The sequence below is a fragment of the Candidatus Micrarchaeum sp. genome (assembly GCF_016806735.1).
Lineage (GTDB): Archaea > Micrarchaeota > Micrarchaeia > Micrarchaeales > Micrarchaeaceae > Micrarchaeum_A > Micrarchaeum_A acidiphilum_A.
Genome location: NZ_CP060530.1, coordinates 415,934 through 442,316, shown reverse-complemented (window position 1 = coordinate 442,316; position 26,383 = coordinate 415,934). Strand labels below are relative to the sequence as shown.

The 26,383-nt window shown below is 46.3% G+C and carries 21 protein-coding genes; 10 read left to right on the top strand and 11 right to left on the bottom strand.

The features are described from left to right. Nucleotides 1-30 precede the first annotated feature (30 nt). Complete coding sequence (locus Micr_RS02355; protein WP_203135050.1) at nt 31-1,782, bottom strand: hypothetical protein; 1,752 nt, start codon at nt 1,780-1,782, stop codon at nt 31-33. A gap of 116 nt (nt 1,783-1,898) precedes the next feature. On the opposite strand from Micr_RS02355, the gene Micr_RS02350 reads away from it, so the two are divergent. Together Micr_RS02350 and Micr_RS02345 are read left to right on the top strand one after the other, a co-directional pair. Further along, on the top strand, nt 1,899-2,381 hold the full coding sequence (locus Micr_RS02350) for a hypothetical protein (protein WP_203135049.1): 483 nt from the start codon (nt 1,899-1,901) through the stop codon (nt 2,379-2,381). Nucleotides 2,382-2,506: 125 nt separating this feature from the next. Beyond that, nucleotides 2,507-3,325: an isopentenyl phosphate kinase gene (locus Micr_RS02345; protein ID WP_203135048.1), complete on the top strand. Its 819-nt coding sequence runs from the start codon at nt 2,507-2,509 to the stop codon at nt 3,323-3,325. Nucleotides 3,326-3,334: 9 nt separating this feature from the next. Here Micr_RS02345 and Micr_RS02340 read toward each other — a convergent pair whose 3' ends face one another. The 4 genes from Micr_RS02340 to Micr_RS02325 form a co-directional block, all read right to left on the bottom strand. After that, nucleotides 3,335-3,862, bottom strand: a complete 528-nt coding sequence (locus Micr_RS02340; protein ID WP_203135047.1) for a CBS domain-containing protein — start codon at nt 3,860-3,862, stop codon at nt 3,335-3,337. A gap of 114 nt (nt 3,863-3,976) precedes the next feature. Continuing rightward, nucleotides 3,977-4,981, bottom strand: coding sequence for a hypothetical protein (locus tag Micr_RS02335; protein WP_203135046.1), 1,005 nt, complete (start codon nt 4,979-4,981; stop codon nt 3,977-3,979). Between the two features lie 59 nt (nt 4,982-5,040). Continuing rightward, a complete protein-coding gene (gene ilvD, locus Micr_RS02330; protein ID WP_226803576.1) occupies nt 5,041-6,750 on the bottom strand; it encodes a dihydroxy-acid dehydratase in 1,710 nt (569 codons plus the stop codon). 4 nt (nt 6,751-6,754) lie between these two features. Further along, nucleotides 6,755-7,981, bottom strand: coding sequence for a mandelate racemase/muconate lactonizing enzyme family protein (locus tag Micr_RS02325; RefSeq protein ID WP_203135045.1), 1,227 nt, complete (start codon nt 7,979-7,981; stop codon nt 6,755-6,757). Between the two features lie 69 nt (nt 7,982-8,050). On the opposite strand from Micr_RS02325, the gene Micr_RS02320 reads away from it, so the two are divergent. Beyond that, nucleotides 8,051-8,953 (top strand): dihydrodipicolinate synthase family protein, encoded by a 903-nt coding sequence (locus Micr_RS02320; protein ID WP_203135044.1) that lies wholly within the window; start codon nt 8,051-8,053, stop codon nt 8,951-8,953. 30 nt (nt 8,954-8,983) lie between these two features. Further along, nucleotides 8,984-10,420 (top strand): D-glyceraldehyde dehydrogenase, encoded by a 1,437-nt coding sequence (locus Micr_RS02315; protein ID WP_203135043.1) that lies wholly within the window; start codon nt 8,984-8,986, stop codon nt 10,418-10,420. A gap of 17 nt (nt 10,421-10,437) precedes the next feature. On the opposite strand, the gene Micr_RS02310 is transcribed toward Micr_RS02315, so the two are convergent. The 5 genes from Micr_RS02310 to Micr_RS02290 all read right to left on the bottom strand — a co-directional run bounded on the left by Micr_RS02310 (nt 10,438) and on the right by Micr_RS02290 (nt 15,402). Then, a complete protein-coding gene (locus Micr_RS02310) occupies nt 10,438-11,124 on the bottom strand; it encodes a hypothetical protein (RefSeq protein ID WP_203135042.1) in 687 nt (228 codons plus the stop codon). Nucleotides 11,125-11,253: 129 nt separating this feature from the next. Beyond that, entirely contained in the window at nt 11,254-12,387 is a 1,134-nt protein-coding gene (gene dnaJ, locus Micr_RS02305; RefSeq protein WP_203135041.1) for a molecular chaperone DnaJ, read from the bottom strand. Between the two features lie 94 nt (nt 12,388-12,481). After that, entirely contained in the window at nt 12,482-14,347 is a 1,866-nt protein-coding gene (gene dnaK / locus Micr_RS02300) for a molecular chaperone DnaK (RefSeq protein ID WP_203135040.1), read from the bottom strand. A 40-nt stretch (nt 14,348-14,387) separates the two neighbouring features. After that, nucleotides 14,388-14,957, bottom strand: a complete 570-nt coding sequence (locus tag Micr_RS02295) for a nucleotide exchange factor GrpE (RefSeq protein WP_203135039.1) — start codon at nt 14,955-14,957, stop codon at nt 14,388-14,390. Continuing rightward, complete coding sequence (locus tag Micr_RS02290) at nt 14,947-15,402, bottom strand: winged helix-turn-helix transcriptional regulator (protein ID WP_203135038.1); 456 nt, start codon at nt 15,400-15,402, stop codon at nt 14,947-14,949. The genes Micr_RS02295 and Micr_RS02290 overlap by 11 nt, the downstream gene beginning before the upstream one ends. A gap of 102 nt (nt 15,403-15,504) precedes the next feature. Between Micr_RS02290 and Micr_RS02285 the strand changes: the two genes are divergently transcribed. The 6 genes from Micr_RS02285 (at nt 15,505) to Micr_RS02260 (ending at nt 25,199) form a co-directional block, all read left to right on the top strand. Next, complete coding sequence (locus Micr_RS02285) at nt 15,505-15,972, top strand: Hsp20/alpha crystallin family protein (RefSeq protein ID WP_203135037.1); 468 nt, start codon at nt 15,505-15,507, stop codon at nt 15,970-15,972. Nucleotides 15,973-16,046: 74 nt separating this feature from the next. Continuing rightward, nucleotides 16,047-16,625 carry a hypothetical protein gene (locus Micr_RS02280; RefSeq protein ID WP_203135036.1) on the top strand — a complete coding sequence of 193 codons (579 nt, stop codon included), beginning with the start codon at nt 16,047-16,049 and terminating at the stop codon, nt 16,623-16,625. Nucleotides 16,626-16,676: 51 nt separating this feature from the next. Next, nucleotides 16,677-19,466: a LamG-like jellyroll fold domain-containing protein gene (locus Micr_RS02275; protein ID WP_203135035.1), complete on the top strand. Its 2,790-nt coding sequence runs from the start codon at nt 16,677-16,679 to the stop codon at nt 19,464-19,466. Nucleotides 19,467-19,471: 5 nt separating this feature from the next. After that, complete coding sequence (locus tag Micr_RS02270; RefSeq protein ID WP_203135034.1) at nt 19,472-20,041, top strand: hypothetical protein; 570 nt, start codon at nt 19,472-19,474, stop codon at nt 20,039-20,041. A 5-nt stretch (nt 20,042-20,046) separates the two neighbouring features. Beyond that, on the top strand, nt 20,047-21,900 hold the full coding sequence (locus Micr_RS02265; RefSeq protein WP_203135033.1) for a LamG domain-containing protein: 1,854 nt from the start codon (nt 20,047-20,049) through the stop codon (nt 21,898-21,900). After that, nucleotides 21,891-25,199, top strand: coding sequence for a LamG domain-containing protein (locus tag Micr_RS02260; RefSeq protein ID WP_203135032.1), 3,309 nt, complete (start codon nt 21,891-21,893; stop codon nt 25,197-25,199). Before Micr_RS02265 ends, Micr_RS02260 begins: the two co-directional genes overlap by 10 nt. A gap of 173 nt (nt 25,200-25,372) precedes the next feature. Here the strand turns inward: Micr_RS02260 and Micr_RS02255 are convergent, their stop codons facing one another. Continuing rightward, a complete protein-coding gene (locus Micr_RS02255; protein ID WP_203135031.1) occupies nt 25,373-26,383 on the bottom strand; it encodes a type II secretion system F family protein in 1,011 nt (336 codons plus the stop codon).

Here is a 26,383-nt window from a genome sequence, read left to right as displayed (position 1 = left end):
GAACGGCTGCCGCGCTTGCATGTGCTCAATTTATTTCTTGCACATTGCCCTTAGTTCTTTTATCATGCCCATGTTGGCAGATACCAGCTCTTCGTATTCTTTTGTATGCTCTTCGTTAGGGATTACGCCGTGATCCTTGCAATAAGCACTAACTATTTCAACAAGCTTCTTGTTGCTTTCCGAGATTGCTTTGGCTAGCTTTTCCATAGCCTCAAACCTGGAATTTGAATCAGTCTCATGCATTAGGTAAAGCCTATTGTTGACGCGATCCACGCTCGAGTATAAGTTCAGCACCTTCAGATGCTCAAGTATATAGCTGTCAAAAATGCCACTGGTTTCGGAGCTGTAATATGCTTCCTTTGATGCCTTCCAGTTGGCCCTTGCCTCTAGGCGGAGCATGTTCCAATACGCCCTGTAAGGATTCCTTGAAGTTGCGGCCTTTCTAAGGCTGTGGCTTAGCCATGACTGCCATTTTATTTCAGAAACCATGACACTGTCTATTGCGTTTTTGAAAAGCTCATATTCGTCAACACCTATGACAGATACATCTTTTAGGGATTTTTCGTTCCTTGAATTAGAGCTGCTTGGAAATCCGGCATTAAGTATGCCGAACAGCATCGCGCTGCTGTTCCTAGCCGTTTCTTCCTTGCGTTCGAAATCGGTCCTGAGCTTCAGTTTTTTTTCATAGTCCCTTTCTGAGATTATTCCCTCGCTGAACATGCGTTCTATGTTTGCCAGGTAGGCACGATAAATTTCACTAGTTGTTAAATGCATGCCGAGGCTTATTGCCGATGTTAAATATGCTCCCCTAAAAAATTCCAAATCTTTGGTCTTGGATGCGTATCCTTCGGGCAGTTCGCTTTTCTTTATGATGGACCTCGCCAGCAGTTTTTCGGCCATAGAATAGCCTGCGCCGAAAGCAAGCGGATCTTCGGAAGCCAGAAGCGATACGACGCTGCTGGAATACCCTTCAAGGGATTTTGGGGATGCGTACATAGAGGCTGCAACCAGCAATCCTGCCTGGCTCTCCAACGAGGCCCTGTTTCCTGATTCGTGGCTCGACAGCAGCTTAGGTATTATCGCTTCTAGAAGCTTGGCAGCAATAGCGTCGAAGCCCTCCGTTCCGAGCTTGAACAATGAAGAATAAAGCTTGTCTGCTGCAGATTGGGATATGTAAGGTTCTGGATACTTAAGTATTGCCGCTAAAGCCCTAAGATCTTCCTGCTTTGAAGTGTCCATAAGCGTTATTGCCTTGTATTTCGTAGTGGAATCCGAGTGCGGAAGCGACTCGAAGGCTTTCTTCCTGTCTTCAGCCGAGCCGTATTCCAGCATTATAAGAATTGCAGCTTCTATCCCCACGTTGCTTATCTGGGATGTGCCAAAGCCTGTGCTAAAAAAGGCACGTGCATTTTCGAGCAATGACGCCTGTTCTTCATAGTCCGGAACTTCTAGCATTACAGATAAGCCCAGTGCAGCATAGCTGCTGATAGTGCTTGACGAAAACTCCTTGCATATGAACTTGAGATACCTTGCCTCTTCGTGATCCGGATTGTTGTACAGTACCGATTTTATTGCGTCTACGGAATCGCGGAATAGTTTCTCGCCCCCAAAAAGCGCAGTGTTTATCAGGAATTTTGATATTTCCCGATAGCTTGAGAACCTGAGTTCCCCTGGCCATGGCTCCGAAAAATAATTAGTATACCCTATCTCCTTAACTTTGGATAGTGTAGACGCGACCTTGCTTGCCTCTTCATCAATTTTCTGCCCCTTTTTGAATAGCATTTAACCAAACCGCATTGAAATCGATAAAGTAGAAACGCTTTATATAATATAAATAGGTTTACACGACCATGTTAAACAAATAAATATTTGAAAAGGCGCTAGATTAGGGTGATTGCATGGACAAGCGTAAAGTCTCAGTAAAAGAAATGGTGGATGAGATAAAAAAGAGCAACACCGAATATATTTACAGCAAGCTGGAAAAATTTGGAAAAATCTATGTAATAGAAGGCGTATACGATGCGCACATGAAAGGTGATGACAGAATACTCAGGTCAGACAACATTTACCTGCTTTATAAAGATGTGTCGGGATCGGACCTGGAAAGGTTCGCCAGCGAGGTTAGAAGGTTTATAAATGACAAGAGCTTACTGGTGGCGACAGTATACATGCTTGATGATTACATGGATAGCCTTGACAGGGCTTACAGAGACGAAAGGAACTCTTATGAGAAGGGGGCCATATCGCAGCTGAAAACAAGGCTTTCTTCCTACAAAAAGGAGGCGGAAGATCGCATGGAGCGCTCAATAGAAATGAGCCTGAATGACACTGAAAGGGAAACGCTGTACAAGTACGCCGAGCACAGGGTTGCTTCAGAATGACTGCTTTGCATAGCATTGGACAATTGACGATGGAGATGCCATCGAATATATACATGGACAGAGACAATAAGTTAGCTTCGTGCGTATATTGCAGACCCATTGCATACGCTTGGCGGTAGTTTGATATGAGGGACTTGTATCTTCTGAAGATAGGGGGCAGCGTCATTACTGACCTTTCCAAGCCAAACACCGTGGCGTCTGGGCCTGTGACCATAGGCACGCTTCTGGAAGAAGCATATGAAGCATATTCCTCGGGTGGGTTTGACCTTATTATTGGGCACGGCAGCGGCTCTTTCGGGCATGTCGCCGCTGCCCAGTACAAGGTCAACGAAGGCTTGGCTTATCCAAACAGCAAGCTAGGAGCGCTGATAACGCACATGACTGCGAAGCAGCTGAATGATATATTTATAAGTGAGGGAATAAGGCTTGAGATACCGCTCTACCCATTTTCTCCGGCAAATTTTTCATTGGCCGACAATGGAGAGCTGGGGGCTGGATTCTGCGACCATATTGCAGGCGCAGTGGAAAAAGGATTCATACCAGTTGTTTACGGAGACGTCATAATGGATAAGAGCAAAGGCGTATCCATAGCTTCTACAGAAAAGGTCCTTGATTTCATAGCAAAGGAAATAAAGCCCAAAAAGGTACTTTACGGCTCCGATACTGACGGAGTTTTTACAGCAAATCCAAAAGAGCACCCTGATGCCAAGCACATAGACGTTATCGACTCGGCAAACATAGGCTCTGCATTGGAAAACACAGGCGTGTCAAATGCCAGAGTTGATGTCACAGGAGGCATGAAAACCAAACTGGCAAGGCTCTACGAAACCTGCAAGCGCACCGGTGCCGAAGGATATATTTTCAACATAACAAGGCCAGGAATGCTAAAGGCTATGCTACTTGGCACTGCGAACCCGGAATTTTATACTTTGGTCAAGGCCTGATTCTCAGGATCAGAGAAGCTCTTCAGGAGTTATTATTCCGACGACTTTCCCTGAATCGGTTACCAGAACGGCGCCGCTTATTTTTAATATATCCTTTATTGCAGAGACAGGCATTGACTTGCCAACGCTAGGCATAGCTGGCGACATGTATTTTGATATTGTGGAGCCTTTTTCCGCATCGAGCAGGTCTGCAGTCGTTATGGACCCTATTACTCTTCCGTTTTCCACAACAGGGAATTGAGATATGCCGCGCTTGAGCGCAATGGCTACTGCCTTTGATACGCGGTCTCCAGGCTTAAGAGATATGACAGTCTTGTTCATTATTTCATAGGCTTTCTCTGAGTCCGAGACTTCGAGCTGTTCCAGGGTTTCGAAAATGCGCTTGGCGATATTATAATTTGGAGTTACCTTTCCGAGTTCGACTTTTGCAAGCAGCGACTGGCTTATATTGCATTTTGATGCAAGATATTGCTGTGTAAGATTGAGCTTTTTCCTTTTTTGCTTTATGATTTCAAGTTCCGGCAAGTTTGAATACATATATATCATTTATTAGCGGGTGTTTTGCGCACTTCCAATAAGATATTCTTTATCGAGGTAATTTATATCTTAGCTTAAAATCAAAATAAGAAAAGTAATATTTTGTAATATTTTTTATTTACTATTGCGCTTTGAAAGCAGCAGGTAGAACAGCCCGAATATAGCCAATATAATTATGACTGCAACAGCTATCGCACCAACATTCAATCCAATCGTTTTGGCTTTTTGCTGCTGCGTAGTTGTCACAGTGCTGTTCGAGAGCCTAGAGAAATAGAAGTTATTGTTCTTTGCGGCGAATGGGACTACTATGTTTGTGTTTGGATTTCCGACTTCTGATTGCGATGTATCGTTAGGTATGTAAACTTCGGCAGTTGGCTTGCCCATTGCATCCCATACGGGGTTGCCAATGTTGGCATTGGTCGTGGCGTTGTCCTTCGTCCGCATAGCCCGTTTTATTGCGGACAATGAGGTTAAGCAATTCCCTGTAGGGTTGGAGATGTTTGAAGGTACAACCTGTGTGCATTTTCCGTTCGTAACGTTTGGCATTATGTTGGGGTCAAAAACGTATACTATTATTACGTACCAAGGTATTGGGTCATTGTGGAAAGTATTGTTGATAAGGTGCGAGTGTGCAGGCAATGTCATTACGCCATTTGGCAGGCCGTCAAAGCTGCTCTCTCCGATTAAATTTTCGATCTTTGCAAAATCTGGAGAATATACAAATTTTGGATCAGGCTGGCACATTGACGAGCTGTTGCCAGCGCCGCAATTGACGTAAAAGGTAGAGTTTCTGAAGATGGGCATGCCGTTGGTTGAGTTGACGCCGAATATGCTCATTCCAGCATATGCGGGAACCAATATCCAGTCCGGAAGTGCCTGCGATGAATTAGAAGCAATGCCTGCATAGCATGGGTAATCCGTTTCGTTGGCAGTTGCATTCGGAATTGTAGAGCTAAGTGGAGGGTAGCAGGAATAGCTTCCAGTATAATTATAGGTTATAACCGAACCGTTATAAAATGCACCTGCCTCGTTTGCAGCGGGATAATATTGTATTGAAGACGCAGCCAAGGCTAAATGCAAAAGAATCGCAAATGCAAGTATTAGTGTTATTGCCTTCAAATGACCACAATTTATTGCTTCATGGAATTTATATAATTTTGCAGGTCAACGCAGTTATTTTATGGATTCAGCACAGCTCCTTCCGAAGCGCTAGATACCAGCATAGCGTACTGGGCTAATAGCCCGGATTTGTGCTTTGGTTCAGGCTGCCTCCAGCCCCTGCGCCTTGAGTCCATCTCCTTTTTGTCGACTTCTAGCTCCAGCGTGCCCCTGTCGCAGTCTATGGATATATAATCTCCATTTTTCACAAAAGCCAGAGGACCTCCAACGTAGGCTTCAGGAGATACGTGTCCTATCATTAGTCCCCTGGTGGCGCCCGAAAACCTTCCGTCTGTAACCATTGCCACTTTCTCGCCAAGATCCTTGCCAATGATTGCGGCGGTTACTGAAAGCATCTCGCGCATGCCTGGGCCGCCCTTGGGCCCCTCGAATCTTATGACGACTATATCTCCAGGCTTTACCCTTCCGTTGGTAACCCCATTAAATGCCTCCTCTTCGGAATCGAACACTACCGCAGGCCCTCTAAGCTTTGTTATCTTGGCCGCAGCCACTTTTATCACGGCACCTTCAGGAGCAAGGCTGCCCCTCAGGATCCTTATCCCTCCGCGAACGTGGTACGGCTTTGAAACTTCTGATATCACATCGTTTTTCATTTCTGGGATTTTCATTGATGCGATATTTTCAGCCATGGTTTTGCCAGTAACAGTAAGCACATTGCCGTCAAGGAGCTTGGATTTCAGCAGTTTTTTGAGTACCAACGGCACCCCGCCGACCCTGAACAGGTCTTCCATCGTATGTGTGCCCCCGGGCCTCATATTGGCTATCTCTGGGACTTTTGAGCCTATTCTGTCGAAATCGTCGAGAGTCAGTTTTATTCCATTCTCGTGAGCTATGGCTATCAGATGCATGACGACATTTGTTGAGCCGCCCATAGACATGAGCGCAGTTATGGCGTTTTCGAAAGCTCCATAAGTCATTATGTCTCGCGGCAGTATCCCATTTTCAAGCAGTGCCATTATTGCCTTTCCCGACTCGTAAGCATAGTCATATTTTATGCCTTCTACAGCAGGCGGTGCGGAGCTCCCAGGAAGCGCCATGCCAAGCGTTTCTGCCATGGTGCCCATAGTATTTGCAGTGAATAAGCCTGCGCATGTCCCTATTCCAGGTATTGCATTGTCCTCGAGCTCTTTGAGCTCCTCGGCACTGAGCTTATTGCCTGCAAACTGGCCCACCGCTTCGAAAACATCTTCCATTGTTATTTCCTTGCCGTTAAGGTAGCCGTTCATGTTGGTGCCGCCGTATAATATTATGGAAGGTATGTTAAGCCGTCCGGCAGCCATCAGCATGGCCGGGGTAGTCTTATCGCATCCGGATATGCCTACGAATGCGTCGTAGGCATGGGCGTTTATCGTCATTTCAACAGTATTGGCTATTATTTCCCTGCTTACGAGCGAGTACTTCATGCCCTCGTATCCCATTGCAACGCCGTCTATTACTAAGGGAGTCGCGAACATCCTAGGGGTGCCCTTGTTGTAATATACGCCCTCCTTTGCCTTCCTGCCAAGGCCCATAGTATGCAAGTTGCATGGGCCTGCTTCGCTCCATGCTACCCCTACCCCTATCATCGGCCTTGACAGATCCGAATCGGAAAGGCCCATGGCTTTCATGTAAGCCCTGTTAGGAGCCTTGTAAGGCCCTTTATAAAGAGCATCGGAACGCTCCTTAAGCATTGGCTCGCTTTTCTTCCCAGACAAGTGAGTTTCTTTCATATGATTACCTTGCCTTTTTCTTCTTTTGCCCCCTTGGTTTTGCTTTGGCAGGCTTGAACGTTCCTTGCACAACCCATGGCGGCTCGGAATCGTTGAACGGCTCCATGCCGTGCAGCTTATACTCTTCAAGTATTCGCTCGTTGACTTCTATGCCCAAGCCTGGCCTTCCCTTTGCCAATTTGAAATACCCCTCATCCAAGCTATATCCTGATTTAAGCAGATTCTTCTTCCATGCAGGATTGAATGCCTCAAAGCTTTCCTGTATCAAAAGGTTTGGTATTGTATAATCAAGGTTCAGCGTAGCTGCAGTCTGTATAGGGCCAAAAGCGTTATGATACGCGACTTCTATCCCGAAGGAATAAGCCATGTCGGCTACGCTCTTTCCCTGCATCAAGCCTCCGAAGTTTGTTATATCCGGCTGGATGACGTCGACTGCATTGTTTACCATATAGTTCAAAAACAGATTCCTGTCAAGAACGCGCTCACCCAATGCAACTGGTATTCCCACCCTTTCGCGAAACCTTATCAAGCCTTCAAACTGGTCAGGGTGCACTGGCTCCTCGATGAAAAGTGGCGAATATTCTTCTAGGGCAAGACCTATTCTTATTGCAGAATTGGCATTAAAGCGGCCATGGCATTCAATCATCAAGTCAAGATCCTTGAAAGATTCCCTCATTGCGCCGACGACCTCTTTTGCGTTTTCGAGCTGTTTTGCATTTATGCTGTCGTAAGCGTCGCCGAACGGATCAAATTTGACCCCTGTGAAGCCCATCTTTACAACTCCCTTTGCCTTTTTGACAAAATCGTCAGGGCTCACGCAATTGTCGTACCAGCCGTTGGCGTATGCTCTTACTCTGTCCCTTATCATCCCGCCAAACGCATCGTAAACCGGCATGCCGTATATTTTTCCTGTTATGTCCCACGATGCCATTTCGAACGCACTCAGGGCAGCAGTAGATTCCATTGAGACGGGGAGATAGAAAGAATTCTTGTAAAAATCCAGGTAATTTTTCTGTATTTCCGTTGCCTCCTTGCCCTTGAATATTCTTGACACTTCTTTCATTTCTTCGTATACCGGCAATGTCATGAGAGTAGTTGGAGCTTCGCCGTAGCCGACTATGCCATCGCTCGTTGTAAGCTTCAATATTAGAACGGTGGAACTCCATGGGCTTGATTTTGAAGAATCGGCCTCGCCCAGCTCTATTATTTCGATATCCTTTATTACACTCATTTTTCCACCACTACCAGTTGCAACTGCAAAACTTTTAATAATTGGAAAAGCCATTGTATAGCTGAGTAAATGGATTATGAAAAATGGCTAAAGAAAAAGGCCTTGGGAATAATAACACCGGCAATAACCCCGTTCAAGGGTGGAAAATTTGATTCAAAAGCCATTGCAGCACTCGTCGATTTTTTGGAGAAAAATGGCGCAAGCGGAATATTTCCTGCAGGTTCAAATGGCTGTGGGGCGCTATTGTCTTTTGAGCAGCATGTATCGCTAATCAAGGAATTCTCGGAATTTGCAAGTTCGAAGCTTTTTATGCTTCCAGGAGTGGGAAGAAATTCTGTCGAAGAAACGTTGGAAGTTGCGCACAGTGCAATTAAATTCGGAGCCGATGCGCTCGTAATAGTGACGCCATATTACTTAAAGATGGACGAGAAATCGCTTTTTAGGTATTTTGACAGCGTGGCAGATAAGATTGATGCTGGAATAGTACTTTACAACATACCGCAATTCACTGGCAATTGGATAACCTTAAGCATGGCAAAGAAGCTTGCAGAGCGGCACAAAAACATAATAGGAGTCAAGGACAGCAGCGGAGATTTCAGGAGCATATCGGGATTCATAGAAGGGATGGGCAACGAATTTGCAGTCTTCCAAGGTCAGGATGATTTGCTTCTGCCATCGCTTATGATAGGTGCACACGGCGGGGTTTGCGGAACCACTAATTTTACAAGGCTGGCTTTTGACGTCTACAAGGCTTATGTTTCTGGTCGGTTGAATAAGGCAAAAGAGCTGCAGGAAAGGCTGACCGTGCTGATGCATTTGTTCACGCACGTTCAGTTTCCATCAGATTACAATTACATGTTTTACAGAAGGATAATGCATTCACGCGAGACGAATGCAGTTCCTCCCCTTGAAAGCATAAGCGACAAATATGGCGAGGATCTTTACAAATCCGCGTCCAGGCTTATTGACTGACAAACAGGGCTTCATATTTGGGTGTTATTGATGAAGATGTATATAGGTGGCAAATGGATAGATGGGACAAGCCCCAGCAAGATAGAAAAGCTATCGCCAATAAATGGAAAAAGGCTTTACTCTTTCAAAGGCGCTTCCAAGGATGATGTAGACAAAGCGATAAGAGGCGCGTATGAAGCATTCCCTAAGTGGAGCTCGATGACTGAAGTTGAGAGGTCCAAATACATATACAAGGCATTGGATCTTATAGCCAAAAGCAGGAAGGAGCTTGAACGCATAATATACAACGAAAACGGGAAGCTGACAAAAGAGGCGAAAGAGGAAGTAGACGGCGTAATTGACCAGATGCAGTATTATGCAGAATTCGCAAGGAAGCTGAATGGGAGCATAATAGAGGGCACCACAAGGACAAGAAAGATATTCCAGTACCTTCAGCCTTACGGAGTCGTAGTTGCCATAACGCCATGGAACTTTCCTGCTGCCATGGTAGCACGGAAGCTTGCTCCCGCACTTCTTACAGGAAATACTGTGGTGCTGAAACCTAGCAGCGACACGCCTGGAAGCGCAGAGTTCATAGTAAAGAAATTCGAGGAAGCGGGATTGCCGAAAGGGGTTCTAAGCTTGGTTGCAGGAAAAGGATCCGAAATAGGCGATTATATAGTTTCGCACAAAGACGTAGCGCTTATTACAATGACGGGCTCAACCGCGACAGGGCAAAGGATAATGGAAAAGGCGTCATCCAACATGGCCAAGCTTATACTTGAATTGGGAGGAAAAGCCCCGTTCATGGTTTGGAAGGATGCAGACATTGAAAAAGCGCTTAAAACCCTGATGTGGGCCAAGTACTGGAACACTGGCCAATCGTGCATAGCAGCGGAAAGGCTTTACGTCCATGAAGAGATATACGACAGCTTTGTAAAAAAGTTTGTATCAATGAGCAAGGCGCTCAAAGTAGGGGTGCCTTCTGGCTCGGGCATGGGACCGCTAATAAATTCTTCAGCCCTTGAAAGCATGGAAAAGATTGTGGATGAGTCGGTTGGAAACGGAGGGATTGTGGCGTGCGGAGGGAGCAAGCCAAAGCTGGCAGATTCGGGAGCTAAAGGCTACTACTTCAAGCCCACAGTAATCGAAGGATTGGATCAGAAATCCGGGCTTTTCCAGGAAGAAGTGTTTGGCCCAGTAATAGGGGCAATAAAAGTATCAGGAAAGGAGGAGCTTTTCAAATATGCAAACGATTCCAAGTATGGCCTGGCTTCATACCTGTTTACAAAGGATTTTGCGCTGGCGCAGGAAGCGTCAGAACGCGTGCGCTTTGGCGAGCTTTATATAAACATGCCTGGCCCGGAAGCTTCGCAGGGTTATCATACCGGTTTCAGGATGACCGGGCAAGCTGGCGAAGGAAGCACTTACGGCATATTGGAATATCTGAAAAGAAAGAACATATACACGGATTATTCTGAAGAATAACAGTCTTTGATCGTTATTCACTTTCTCAGGTATGAATTTGGTTGCGAGTACTTCTCAAGCTTCTTCTTTTCCAAATTCAGGGCCTTTATTTCTTTTCCGGTGTTTGACAGCTCGGCCTTCGCGGATGCGAGCTTCTTTGTGCGCTTGACGACCCTCTTGTCAAGATGCTTTTCCATCCTCATAAGCTCTTTTAGCGAATTTTCCAATTCTGTTTCTGCCTCGCTTATATGGTAGTTCATCTTTTTGTAGGCCTTCGCTTTTGATTTTGCCAGCTTTGTATCTACATCGTTAAGCTCCCTGAATGCCTTGTTGGACCTCAACGATTCAAGCATGTTGAATGTGTAATCGTAAAGCTTTTTCATGTGCTCAGCGCGCTCTGCTGGGTTTTCCTTCGAGAACTGCTTGTACACGCTTTTGAATTCATGCTTTATGGTCCTCTTTGTGGATTTTATTAGCTTGAGGCTGTCGGTTTCCGATACTGCCTTGAGCAGATCTGAAAAAGCCTGCCTGTTCTCCTTGCTGTTGTTATAAACAAGAGCTTGGATGGTCCCCTTTCCTGCACTTATCAATGCCTTTCTTTCTTTTGCGCTATCTGCTTGGGTCTTTGCATTTGGATTTGGCGTATTGACGCTTGCTACGCTCTGTACCTGCACGGACATTTTCTGGTCGTTTTTGTTCTCATCGGGCTTTGTTGTTTCTGTCATAAATATCACACGCATTATGGATAGTATAACTATGGATTGCATATGGCACAGTTCAAATATTTATAAATAGCCTTTGCCGTGTTTTGCCTTATGGCTTGCCGGATTTATTTGCAGAAACGGCCAGAGCTTTCATTTCCAGAAGCGTTTCTTCTTGCTTGAGGAATCGCCCTCTGTTTCCGCGTATTTTCTTATGAGATCTTCCTGCTCTTGCGTCATCTTCTTTGGCAGGTCAACCTGTATGCGTATTATCTCGTCTCCAACCCCGGCCCTGTTGAATCTTGGTACTCCCTTGCCCTTTATCACAGCAGTATCGCCGCTCTGCGTGCCTGGGCTTATCTTTACGCTTTCCGAGCCATCTATCGTCGGAGCTTCTATAGTGCCTCCAAGTATGGCAGTGTAGAAGGGTACGTGTATCGTAGTCACTAAGTCGTCGCCCTTGCGCTTAAACCTTGGGTCTGGTTCAACTTCTACGTCTATGTAAAGGTCGCCTCTCCTGGAAGTGCCGTAGTCCCCAAGGCCGCGCAGCCTGAGCCTGGTACCGGTATCCACGCCTTTTGGGATTTCCACTTCAACGCTGTCATCCTTCTGTATTCTTCCGGTGCCGCCGCACTTCCTGCATTTTTTCTCTGGTACTTTTCCCGAACCTCCGCAAGTCGGACACGTGGTTATAGTCTGCATGACGCCGAATGGAGTCCTCCTGGCATTTGCAACTTGCCCCCTGCCGTTGCATGTGGGGCATGTTATCACTTTTGATCCGGGCTCTGCACCCGTGCCAGCACACCTGTCGCACTGCGCTATGTGCTTTATTGTTAATGTCTTTGTAGCGCCGTTGACGGCTTCGAGCATCGAGAGCCTGATCCTTGCGAGTATGTCGTTGCCCCTTGTGCCCTGACCGTATTGCGAGCCCCTGTTGAATAAGTTGTCAAATATGTCATCTATGTTCCCGAATCCGGAGAATCCTTGGTCGCCCACGTCGAAGCCCATATTCCTGAATATATTCTGGAAATCAAATCCGCGGAATATGTCCTCCTCAGAGAAACGCTGATTGAACTGATCTGGACCGTATGCGTCATACTGCTTGCGCTTTTCAGGATTGCTCAGCACCGCATACGCTTCGTTTATCTCCTTGAATTTTTCTTCTGCTTCCTTGCTCTTGTTCCTGTCCGGATGGTACTGCAATGCGAGCTTCCTGTAAGCCTGCTTTATCTCGTCTAGGGAAGCCCCCTTCTTAACTCCAAGAACGTCGTAAAAATCCTTTGCCATTTCTCACTACCCGATGGGTTTCTCTTATTTTGTGCACCTTATTTATAAACATTTTTGCATGGGCATAATGCCCATGCTACATTTTGCCCGCTTTTCATTTCACCTTGAAATCCGCATCGGTTGCCCCGGTTCCGTCGCTGGCCCCGTCCTGGCCCTGTTGGCCATCCGGTCCTGCGGATCCGTCTGAAGGCCCTTCCCCTCCAGATTGGCCTTGCGAAGCAGCCCCGTATAGCGAGGAGCCTATGTCTTCAAGGGCCTTCTTCAGGTCTTCGGTCTTTGCCTTTATTTCGTCGTAGTTGTCGGTTTTGAGGGTGTCTTCCAGCGCGGCCTTGGCTTTGTTTACCTTGTCTTTCTGCTCTTCCTTTATCTTATCCTTGAATTCCTCAAGGGTGTGCTCGGCAGTGAACACGAGCGATTCTGCGCTGTTCTTCGTCTCTATCTGCTCCCTAAGCTTCTTGTCCTGCTCCTCGTATTGGTGCGCTTCGTTCATTTTCTTTTCTATGTCATCCTTGTTCATCTTGTGCGGCGCCACGATGTCCATACTCTGGGCCTTTCCGGTTGCCTTGTCGGTAGCCGTTACGTGCAGTATGCCGTTGGCGTCTATGTCGAACGTGACTTCTATCTGCGGCACTCCGCGCCTCGAAGGAGGTATGCCAGTGAGGGTAAACTTGCCTAGGTCTATATTGTCCTTGGCTAGTGCCCTCTCGCCCTGGACCACGTGTATGTCCACGCTTGTCTGGAAGTCTGCGGCCGTGCTGAAGACCTGGGATTTCTTTACGGGTATGGTTGTGTTCCTGTCTATTATTGGCGTTGCAACCCCACCCAAAGTTTCTATGCTTAAAGTGAGCGGCGTAACGTCCAGCAGCAGTATGTCCTTTACCTCTCCGGTGAGGACGCCAGCTTGTATTGCAGCGCCAAGCGCCACTGCTTCCATAGGATCCACTCCCCGCTCTATCTTCTTGCCGAGCAGCTGCTCCACGTACCTCTGCACTATTGGCATTCTAGTCGGACCGCCGACGAGTATGACCTTGTCTAGTGCGGTTGGCTCGAGCTTTGCATCCTTTAATGCCTGCATTACAGGTTTTGTAGATTTCTCTATTATCGGCACTACAAGGCTCTCGAGCTTGGCCCTGGTGAACTGGTATGTGAAGTTTACGGGCTGCCCGTTTTTCTGGGCAAGGAACGGCAGGTTAACTTCCGTAGTCAGGACCGTAGACAGCTCAATCTTTGCCTTCTCTCCAGCCTCCCTGAGCCTTTGCATTGCCTGCATATCCTTGCTTATGTCTACTCCGGACTGGTTTTTAACCTCAGACTTTAGGAATTCTACTATGGCATTATCCATGTCCGTGCCTCCTAGCTGCGTGTCACCGCTAGTTGACTTGACTTCAAACACTCCGTTTCCGAATTCCATTATCGTCACGTCAAGGGTTCCGCCTCCGAGGTCATATACTAGAATCTTCATCTCCTTGTCAGTCTTGTCAAGCCCGTATGCAAGGCACGCGGCTGTCGGCTCGTTGACAAGCCTCACAACTTCTAGTCCGGCTATTGCTCCTGCATCTTTCGTTGCCTGCCTCTGGTTGTCGTTGAAGTATGCAGGCACTGTTATTACTGCCTTCTTTACTTCTTCGCCGAGGAATGCTTCCGCATCCTTCTTTATCTTCTGCAGCAGCAAGGCCGAAAGCTCTTGTGGCTTGTAGTCTTTTCCATATATCTTGTATGTGTAATCGCTGCCCATCTTTCTCTTGAAAGCGGTTATAGTGCCTTCCGGATTCGCAACAGCCTGCCTTCTTGCCGGCTCTCCCACTAGGCGCTGCCCATCTTTCGTAAAAGCGACATAGCTCGGAAATGCCTTGCCGTATAGCGAAGCGCCCTCGCTGCTTGGCACTATGGTTGGCCTTCCGCCTTCAAGCACGGCTGCAGCAGAATTCGATGTTCCCAAATCTATTCCAATTATTTTCATTTTTACACCTTTTAGCGTTTTTTGTTTTTAAGACAAATTTTCATTTTCCATCTTTGTTTCCCGTATCCTTTTGGGCCCCATTTGGCTCTTTTGATATTATTACCGAAGCAGGCCTTACCAGTATGCCATTCATTTTATAGCCCTTCTTCAGCACTTCGAGGACAGTACCTGGGTCCTTGTCTGTTTCCTTGGCCATTATTATCTCGTCTGTGTATGGGTCGTATTTGCCGCTGGGCTCGAGTTCGCTAAGGCCTTCCGCCTTGAGGGCATCCATCAGGTTTGCATAGACCATTTTTACGCCTTTTGAGAGGTTTTCGTCCTGGCTTTTTGCAGAGGAAATCATCGCCAGCTCAAATTCGTCAAGAACTGGAAGCATCCTCTTCAGCATTTCTGCCTTGCCGACGTTCTTCGCATTGGCTACGTCAGCTGCCGAGCGCTTTTTGTAGTTGTCGAATTCGGCGGCCATGCGAAGCACCCTTTCCTTGAGCTCTTCGTATTCGGATTTTGACACTACATTATTCATTGCAGCTTCCGGCTCTTTGCCTTGCGAACGATCCCCATTCTTCTCGGGAATTTTGCCGTTTCCATTGCTGTTTTTTTCATCTGCCATCCCTAGATTCACCTTTTTGCATTTTTTTCTTTGATTGCATTTCGCGCATTTGCTCGATAAGCATGCGGTCGAATTCCTGCGCAGCGTCGTGTATTCTTGAAAACTCCCTGTCTATGTCGTATTCCATCTCCTTGATTGTAGATGCCACGTCTATGGCACGCAGGTAATACTTTCTACCTTTTTTCGTAACAAGCCCGGTGTTTATTAGCCTGTTTAGATGGTATATTACAGTGCTCCTGGCAATGCCCTCCTTTTTGCCTATCTCGGAGCTTGTTATGCCTGTGTTAAGCCTTGACGCAACTATGAGCTTTTCAAGTATCTGCTGGTCCAGCGCTTTGGAGCTTTCGTTGTCCTCTGCCAAATCCAGAACCTCGCACAGCCATTTAACAAACCCTGTTGGGGTCTTGTTTGAAGCTCTTTCAACAGTCTTTATAACTATCCGCATGCAATCGCAGATAGGATTATGAAACAAAAGATATAAATAATTTTCGGTTTAATTATAATATAATTGGATATGTCAAATAAAACTTGACAAAAAGGTGAGATAATGAAGAAGGATGAAAAGGCAAAAAACGGAAAGGAAAAGAAGCTTGATGTATACAGGCCCTTCGAAGCACTGGATAGGATGGACGACTTTTTCGACTACGCTACGAAAATACCGTACAAGCTGCTGAACAATTACTTTTCCAGCTACAAAACGCCTGACGCAGACGTCATAGACAACGGGGACTTCTATACGGTGAAGATAGACCTGCCTGGGATCGACAAGAAGAATATAAAGCTGAAGGTACTGGGAGACAGCATAGAAGTAAGAGCAGAAAAGAACGAGGAAAAGGAGGAGCATAGGGGCGGCTATTATTCCAAGGAGAGGGCCTCGATGGGATACTACAGGAGCATACCGCTGCCGGAGAAGATAAAACCGAAGAGCGCCAAGGCGAAGATGGAAAACGGCACGCTCAAAATCGACGTCGAAAAGTCTGAAGAGACTAAAGGGAACGAAGTAAGCATAGAGTGAGAGGTTCGCTTCTTTCCTTTTTTCTTTTTTTCTTTGGCAAGCAATAACTAGTTTTGCATGCAAGAAGTATCATTATGGCAGGGAGAATGCCGATTGAGGCTTATGCGATTTTTTTACTGGCAATCGCATTCATCTTCAACGCATTTAATGCGGTTTATTATTATACCATATACAGCATTGCCGTGGGCTTGCTCATAATATTGGGATGCGCCGGGCTTTTGGCTTATTATGAAAGCGCTAGGGACAGGACTGCTAGGATGAGGAATCCGAGGAGCCATGCAATTTACAAGCATGCCATAGCTGCAGCTGCTTTTGCAGAAATAATAGTCATGGTGCCTAACCTGTCGTTCCAAAACGTGGCTGCGCTTTACATAAACCCGCAGCTTGCTACTTTTGCATGCCTTGCCATAATAATAGCGCCTCTAATGGCTTATGCAATAAAGGTAAGCCAAAGCAACATAGGAATGTTAAAGAGGGAGCCTCTGTCGTATCTCTATATAGTCTCGGCTCTTTTTGGATTCCTTGGATTGTATTCCCTGGCTTTCTACTCCGGCAGCGCATACCTCAACTCCCAAGCGTTCATCAGCACTGTGCTTTTCATGAACGAGGGCATACTTTTCGCGCTTGTTTCCATGGCGCTGCTTTTCTCCTGATTTACCTGCTTAAATCATGTATTTATTTATTGCTATCTCAATAATCAGTATATGGCGCTTAATGGCAGGAAGAAGGGGCAGATTGCCCTTGAATTCTTAATAGTATACTCTTTGGTGCTTCTGATATTCGTTATCATATTCGCTCTAGTTGTCAATCAGCGCGCTGCATCTTTGGGAAATGATGAATACCAATCGCTGCAGCTGGCGGCGCAGAATATAGCCATACACATGGATCAGGCAATAATTGCCGGCAATGGATATTCTGCAATAGTTTCGATACCTCCAGTGACCAGCGAGAATCCTTACAGGCTTTTCATATCAACAAGCGGAGTCGTTGAGGCAAACATAACCATAGGCATAACCAAGGCTGAGGCTATAGCTTACAGCTCAGCCAGGAACCTCATAATAAACGGAACAAAAGTCGTAAGCTCCGGAGGGATTTCGCTTTACAACGTGTCTACCTATACCGGAAGCATAGAAATAACGAACGCTAACGGAAAAATATACATAGACGAACTGCCCCCCAGCACCTCTTTCCTTCCTGATTCGCTATACGTAAAGAACAAAGGAGTTACAAAAGGAGTAGAACTTAACGGCAGTGCCCCGGGAAGCTATGTATTTGTACCATCGTCAAACACCATCACATTTGTGCCTGATGTTAACAGCTTTACTATATCCGCCTGGGTAAACATACAAAGCCAGGAGGAACCTGCTCCTGCGTGCTATTGGAGCTACCACGTAATAGGTTTCGGCGGATATCCAAACGGGGTTATAAGAGATATATGCAATGGAGGAGGCTCCATAGAGATGGTGAGGGGAGGCAATCAAGAGATGAATTTCCCATACAATAAAAGCAGCTTTTATCTTATGACTGGAGTTTATAACGCCAGCAGCGGAGACGTTTCGCTTTATATAAATGGCAAATATTATGGCGGAGGACCTGGAGGTACTTCCCAAGCCACAACAGGAAATTTTGTAATAGGCAGCCAAAGTTCACAGCCAATAGGCAATGTTATTATCACCAATGTGCAAGTTTATAATGCTGCATTATCTTCCAACCAGATAAACGCCATTTATAATGAGGGGATCGCCGGAAACCCTGTTGACAGCGCAAACGTAGTAGGATGGTATCCGCTTGACGGTAATACCAATGACTACAGCGGGAACGGAAACAACGGAATACCCTATAATATAAAGTATGTTAATATTGCAGAAGTTGAGGCTCATGCAACGCTTTCCAACGGAGACAACGCTTCGCACGTTCTGGTGGGCTTTGATACCAATACAGGAGTTGATTCGATATCTCCAGAATACATAACGCAGCCTAACGACAATTATGTTGCAGGGATAACGCATTCGAATGGCAATGCCACGCTTTTCATGGCATCAAATTCTCCAATAACTTCCATATCTGGACAGGCTTTCCTTTTCAACGGCAACTCTTCAACTGCTGCTAACCTTAGAGGGTGGTGGCCACTGGAAGAGGGATATGGAAGCAGCGTCTTCGATTTCAGCGGCTATTTTAATTCGGGAGATTTCACAAATTCTAACTGGCAGCCACTTCAACTGGTATCTACTGCATTTATGGTTGGAAACTTTGACGGGAGCAACAGCTATGATAACGCAACAACCGCGGAGACTTATGCAAGAGGCATTACAATATCTGCATGGATAAATAACACAGGAACCGGAACTTATTGGCAGAACATAGCAGAGGTTTCCGGAGGGCCATATACTCATGAGACATTCGATATAGGAATAACCGGGGCAAATGGAGCCGCAGTTGCAAGATGGAACAACGAAGGAAGCAGCATCAGCGGGGCTCCGCAACCAAGCGGAGGTGTACTGACAGCAAATACACCTTATCTGGTAACCGGAGTTTGGAACGGAGCCAACAACACTATAACAGTATACATAAACGGAATGGCAGTTGCTACAAGCCCAGGAAATGGGACATACGCAGAGGCAATAGGAAAGATAAATATAGGCGCAGCGTATCCGGGAATGTACGCCTTTAGCGGAAAGATAAGCAATGTACAGATATACAATACATCCCTGCAACAGAGCTACATAACGCAGATATACAAAAACGGGATAAATGGGGCTCCGTTAAGCAATGTTGGGCTCATAGGGTGGTTCCCGCTGAGCGGCAATCCCAGCGATTACTCAGCAAACAATTATCCAGTATCGTCAAATGCTATAACGTATACTAATCAGCGCTCGGTAAGTGCTACTAGCACCAGCAGCATCCCGATAGCAAGCTTCAACGGCACGAGCTCTGCAAGTAGAATATCCATACCACCAATGGAAACGCTCAATGGCCATCATCCATATTCCATAAACGCATGGCTTGAATACAGAGGAGGCTCGCAATACTTCAGCCAAAATCAATACCCAGTAGGATGGGGCGGTTGTACCATGGGATTTATGATGTCTCCTCCATCGAACATAAACTTCATTGCATGGTATACATCAAATGCTAACAATCCGCCAGGATGCCCAACGAGCGGAAGCGGAGTGTCACCCGCAGGAGCAACAATAATGCCAGATACGCTTTATATGGTAACTGGAACCTACAATTCAACTACGGAAAAAGTGGATTTCTATTTGGATGGAAAATATTACTCAAATGCGACAGTACCTAGCGGAGATTACCTTAGCAATTATACCGAAACAGGATATATTGGAGATGCACTAGACGGAAACACCGGCACGGAGTTTTTCAACGGTTCGGTTACGAACCTTCAGATATATAATGTGAGCCTCACACCGTATGAGATAGAGCAGCTTTACGTTGCCGGCAATCCGGTAGAGAAGAGCTTTAACATTTCAGCAGGATGATTTAGTTGTATAGGAATTTAAAGTCAAAAAATTACAGAGCCCAATTTTGGAGCTTTGATATAATATTCGCAATCGTGATATTCACCGTGGCGATGACCATACTGGCTTACACTTGGTACAATATAGACAACCAGCTCGCACTTAGCTATGGGAGTGGCGCGGAGACGATGCAGTTCGAAACGCAGGTCCTTACTGAAAGGCTGCTTACGCCTGGCACGCCTTCAGATTGGAGCGCGTTGATAAATACGTCAAACTCTTCTACGTGGAAGGACTTTAGCGTAGGCTTAACCTCGTCATCGAACAGCAGCGAAATATCTGCGCAAAAGATATATGCGCTTATGGCAATGGCCAATTACAACACTTCGGATTACGAAGCTACGAAGCCAGTCATGGGAATAGGATACGATTATTACATAATCATATCGGGCAGGGATATGAACATTACCATAGGAGAAAATCCTGCAACGCACAATGCGCTAACTTCATATGTATACAAAACGAGGGCAGTCATGGGAACAGAGCCAGTCCTGATGAAGGTAATAGTTTGGACAAACGAACCCATAGCAATAAGCTGATGACCATGCAAAGGAAAGAAAAGAGCAAAAATTACAAGGCGTTCATATTCACATTAGACGCAGTATTCTCCCTCATAGTAGCTAGCGCTGCGGTTTCACTGCTCTTGTATGTGCATTTCACAAGCCCGATAACCCCTGCAGCAGCGCCGACGATAGAAGCGCTCAGTGTAATGCACAACATCCTCTCTACACAGCTTTCCGGAATATTGCAGAGCGGAGTAGCTCTTCCGCCATTGCAGGCTTACAAGCTCCCAAGCAGCAGCGAGCCGTTTGGCTATTCGGGCTTCTTGGCCAACGGAAGCTATATATCGGCACCGACTAATCCTGTCAGAGAAAACAGTTTTACCTTGTCTTTTTGGATAAAACCTACAAAAGAGGGCAGGCCAGTGAGCGGATGCGGGACAGGGGATGGGAATAACGCAAGCGTCGTAGTTTATTTGGGTAACACAACGCATTCGGTCGAAGTCGGATACAACGGTACGGGAATATACGTAAACGGATGGTATACGAATTGCCCAGTATCTGGAAGTGGCTCGGTACCGGTAGGCAAATGGACCTATGTGTCAATACGCGGAAATTCTTCTGCTATTGCAATTTTTATAAACGGAATAGAAACGCCATATTATGTTTCAAGCTCCAGTACTGCAGTATTGAAAGATCTGCTAATTGGTACTGCGCTAGGGACAGGGGGAGGAGTAGGGAGCAGTAATCTTGGTGAATACAATTTCACAGGCTACATAGCCAACGTGCAGCTCTACAATTCTTCCCTGACACCGAGCAAGATATACCAACTTTACAAGAGTGCGATAAACAGCGTGCCCATAGGAAATTCGAAACTTATAGGTTGGTGGCCGCTCGACAAGAATTCCAACGATTACAGCGGCAATGGAAATGATGGCATACCGCACAACGTGAACTATGTGGTTACGGATTACCTCCCAATAGGAGATTACAACGCCAGCATAAACGAAAGCATAGCGGAAACATTGGGAGAGCTGTACCTCAACAACGACAGCATGTATGCAGAGTTTCTCCTGAACGATTCTGTATTGGGACAGCCAAGGGCAGGCATATATATAAATGGCAATTATTCCGGCTCCGAAAGCGTTTCGTTCTTCAATACAACAGCTGGAAGCTACGGCTTGGTATACAACAACAGCCTTCTAGACGTAGGAAATCCGAACATGACAGTATCTACATGGATATACCCCGAAGGATTAGGTACGTGCGGTGCAACCACACCAACATGCATAGTAGTTGACAAACAGGGAAGCTATGCACTTGGAATAAATGGATCTGGAAGCATTTGTATACAGCTTCAGGGGACTAGCTTGGGAAGCACATGGAATTGCAGCACAGAGGTAGTGCAGGCGAGAGCATGGTCGCAGATAGGATTCACAAGAAATGCTTCCATAGCCAACATAAGCTATGACGGAGGGGTTTTGAAAAACGTTTATGCCACTGGCAATGTAATAGCAGAGAGCGGAAACACAATAATAGGAGCTACCGGAAATCCAGGCAGCATTACAGGCACTTTTAACGGATCTATAACAAACCTTGAAATTTATAATAAGACCTTGGCCCCGAATGAGTATTACGATTTGTATTTGCAGGGCATAAGCGGCATGGCACTTGGAAACTCCAATCTTGTCGGATGGTGGCCGCTTGATGGGAATACCAACGACTACAGCGGGAACGGCGACGCTGCGATACCATATGATATTTCTTATGTATCGATACCATTCACACCGCCTAGCCTTGTGAATGCTTACTCCGTAAGCAAGTCTTCTATACCGATTTCGCTTAGGAGAGGAAATGAATTGCAGACAGATAACCTGAGTGTGGTGATATGGCGCTGAAGAAAAAAATACCGAGAAAGCCAAAAAGCAAGAGAGGCATATTGCTTACGCTGCTCACTCTAGTCATATTCATACTAATGCTCGGAGAGGTTATAACCTATGTGGTACTGAACATAAACTACGACAACCTTTCTTCCAGCGTCGCACAGAGCCTTGCTTCCGGGAACTTTGCCCAGAACTTAGATTCGGGAATGAACGCATTCTTATACTCAAGCATGTCCAAATCTATAGGCATAATGATAGCTTTCGAAAGCGATCCTGCAACAAGGATGGGCAACTTTATAACCAATTCAAGCGATGTCCTTTATGGCCTTTTGTACAACGGCACTATTTTCAACAGCACCGCTTATTACAATAACAGCTTCAAAAAAGCAGTAAGCGAATTTGAAGCCGAAGCGTTGACCGACGGGTTTACGGCAAACCTTTCTAATGTTACGTTAAGGGTAAAGCAGGCTGCACCTTTCAGGATAGGCGTTTATGTGACGGGACTTGCAGCGCTCAACACGAGCAGCGGCATAAGCCTTGATTATCCGATAAACGCCAATACGACTGTCAGCTTGAATTCAAAGCCCTCTTTGATAGGCGCCGAGCAGGGCCTCAACGGCACGTTCCAGAAGGAAGTGCTCCCAAAAGCAACCATAATAGGAAACCTTACTGCAGAATCTGGGTCCGAAAGCCCGTACATGTTTGCGTATGGAAAGATAATATACATGGCAGGAGAACCTTCGTGCTCGAATGTGCCCAGCGAATATACAAACGGCAATTATATACTTGCAACGCCAAACGCTGCGGACATTGGCCAAAACGTTTGCGGAATGGCAGGACTTATAACCAATATATCCAATTCGTCTACGCCTTTAAAGCCATACTTGGTTTACAAAAACGACACGATAATGAGTTATCTCCAGGACGAGCCCAATTTCCTGATAAATGGGGCAGGCTTGGACCTGCTGAACACATCAGCGATACAGAGCAGCGCTGTTGGGGGCTTCTATTACGCTTCTCCATATACTGCTTCATACCTGCAGAGGACAGAGGGCAAGCCATATGCCAAATCCCCAGAAGGCATATTCTCGTTCAGAAGCATCGACAGGAATGCGGCAAATTTTAACGGCAATAGCGAAATTACAACAAGCATACCGATAGCAAGCACATACAATTTTACTGTAGCTTTTTGGGTGAATCCTAAAAGTTTGTCGAAGATGGAAAGCGGAAACGGGTATACGATTTTAAACTCTCAAGGAACAAATAATTTCGAGATGTGGCTCAACAATGGCGGTAGTAACGCTGCAGCCCCTGGAAGCGGAAACGAAGAAATAGGATTCGGCAGCAATTTTTACCACGGATACGGAATTACCAATTCAACATGGAATTTTGTCGCTGTAAGTGTTTCAAACGGTATTGCAACATTCTACGATAATAATATGCCAGCATATAAAGTAAGCATAGTTGGCGGGCCGTATTCTATCCAAGACTTGGCAATAGGCCAATCAGCACAAGGCATAAGCCAGCTGAACGGTTCGATAGCCAATGTACAAGTTTATAATTCAACGCTTTCTAGCTTGCAATTGCATGGCATTTATTTACAGGGAATAAACGCAATGTCAGTTAATGAATCCGGACTCGTCGCATGGTATCCGCTTTCGAGCAATGCAAACGACTACAGCGGGAACGGATACAACGGAGTGCCGACCAACGTCATATACTCTGGAGTAAATGGTTATACGCTTGAACCTACAGGCCAGCTGCAACAGAATTACGTATCCAGCGCAGCAACAATAAATGCAACTGGAGGAATATATGCGGCCAAGGTGCCGTTCAGCAAGCTTGGCTTTAATTATTCAGTAAGCATGTGGTTTGAGTTGAAAAGCGCAATAGACCCGACTGACAACAGTTGGAGCCCAATAATAGACTTGTACAATGCGACAACAAACGGAGGAGTAGGTGGCGGACAGGCTTACGACTTCGGAGGCGCTTGGGCGGGTGGTTCATCATCGCAGTTTGGTTGGGGAGAATACTGGCCGCAGAACTGGCAGTTTTGCGATACGCCTGCAGGATTGATAAAGCCCGATGTCAAGTACAACGCAGTTGTCACAGTGCACAACTATACCAACATAACAGTATACATAAACGGCAACAAGGAGAATAACTGCGTGATAACTACAACTCTTTCGACGGTGATAGACAATTCGCAAAACCTGGCACTCGGTATTGGTGACAATCCGCCAGGAGGAGATGAGATTGCGAATGCCACAATATCGAACGTGCAGCTTTACGCCAGTACCTTAAATTATTCGCAGGCAAAATGGATATATTTAAACGGATCTACTGCAGGACCAAGCCAGAATGAAAATAGCGCCATTGGGTGGTGGCAGCTAGACGGCAACGCGAATAACTATCTTGGTCCTTCGGGAAATGGAACTATAACAGGAGCCATTTTCGACCCTCAAGAGCTTCCCGCTTCCACAAGCCCGCTTGAGGGAGTGCTTGGATGCGACAGCATGAGCTCATGCAACGCCACTGCGCAAAGGCTCTACCTTTCTGGTTTGCCGCTTGAGGACGCTGGCCTTGGATATATGAATGCTAGCACAAGCCTTGGAATGCAGGATGGGCTAGTGCCGGCTGCAACAAGCTTCAATGGAAACGGATATGAATATGCGCCAATAGGCAGCTATTTTGGCACTGACAACAGCTTAACTGCAGAAGCATGGGTTTACGCAACTCCGAGCACAAACGGGCCAATAATAGCAGTTAGAGGCACAGGAGGAAGTGCTCCCTTGCTGAGCGAGAACGGGTTGAAAGTACATGGATGGGTAAATGGAGTTAACAGTAACATACCGTTGAATTACACGCTTCGGGGATCTGGATGGTACAACCTCATAATAACCTATAATTCCACTAGTGCAAGTGAGGTTTTTTACGTTAACGGAACCAAGGTTAATAGCAGTACTGGAACATATGCTCCTTCCAGCGGTGCTGATTACTGGACAACTTATACTACAGGCTCCAAGCCGGCTGGGGTTGACAACGCATTTTCCGGAACAATCGCAGACGTGCAGCTTTACAAATCAGCCATGTCTCCAAGCATGGCTGAGCAGCTTTACCTCAACAACAGTGTAGAGGGCATTGGCCCTGCAGATTATTGGCCGTTGAGCTCGGGAAACCTTAACATGCTAAACGAGACGGAGAACGTGGCCAACTACACAAATTATGCTTATCTTTACGATTCGCCTTCGGTCGCGTGCACCAATTCGCAGGTAGTAAATGGCAACTGCGGAGTGGAATACGTGCCTGGATAGATAGCAGTTGCAATTGCGAAATCCACAGCCCAAAGCTTACAGTTGCAAACCGTAGAATGAATGCGAAGTAGCAAAGCTAGTGCAGATTTTATCTGCTGTTTGAAGGATTTGAGCAAGCGCCAAAAGGCAATGAAGCCAATTGTGCTTTCAATACCCTGCATTGCTTCGCGACATCACAGACTGCCGAAGCTGCTGAACAGCGATGCTATTACGCCTCCGACTACGAAATATATGCCAAGGCCCACTATTATGAAAAGTGGTACGAGCCTCATCCCTTTTGTAGTGCTGCCGGAAGATATGGTAGACATTATGAGCGCTGCGAAACCAGTTATGACGCTTATCGCAACTAGCGAGAAGTTATGGTAAGTAGTAGGGCTTATCTTTGGCGGGCTTGGCTTAAGGAAAGACACTCCGGTTGTAGGTAGCCCTCCCGGATTTGAAGCGAGTATGCCTTTCCAGACTGTGTCCGTTATTACAATCATCTGGCTGGTAAGGCCGTAAAGCACTGGAGCTGCTATCAGGCCGGCGAAAGCTATGAACAGGCTGTACATGAGGAGCTGACCTGAAACCTCTTTCTGCAGCATTTGCTGGCTCCTCATGTCCTTTGAGAGCTGCTCCATGAGGTCGGCCATTGCGCCTCCGTATTTCTGGGCCTCTATCATCATCCTTACCGAATGCTGGAAATTGTTCGATTTGTATTTGCCAGCTAGATCGCGAAGAGCGTTCTCGAACGTTTCTCCTCCGAATACGTTCCTGTTCATTGCCTGAACGTCAGATGTGAAGTACTTGAATTCAGGCCTTGCAGCGAGCAGCATGGACCTGTCCAATGCTATGCCGCTTTTGAGGTTGGCCGCAGCCAGCGCGAAATAGTCCGGAAGTATCGATTCGACGAACGTCTTCCTCTGGTCTATTTTATAGTTGAGCATCATGTACATTACAACCGCGAAGAGAAGCGCGGCCACTATGCCGCCGCCGAGGGCCAGCAGCAGGTTAAGGTGCATTATCAGGTAGAGCGCAAAAGCGAGTATTATAAGTATGGTGAAACCTCCGACTATGACTATGCTAAGGAAAGTGTTGACATCCATCTTTGAGCCCGCTAGGTCCAGCGTTTTTGATATGAACCTTGCTACGCTCCTGGAAACTAGCCTCTCGAAGTTTATCCTGCTGAATATGTTTTTTGCCAT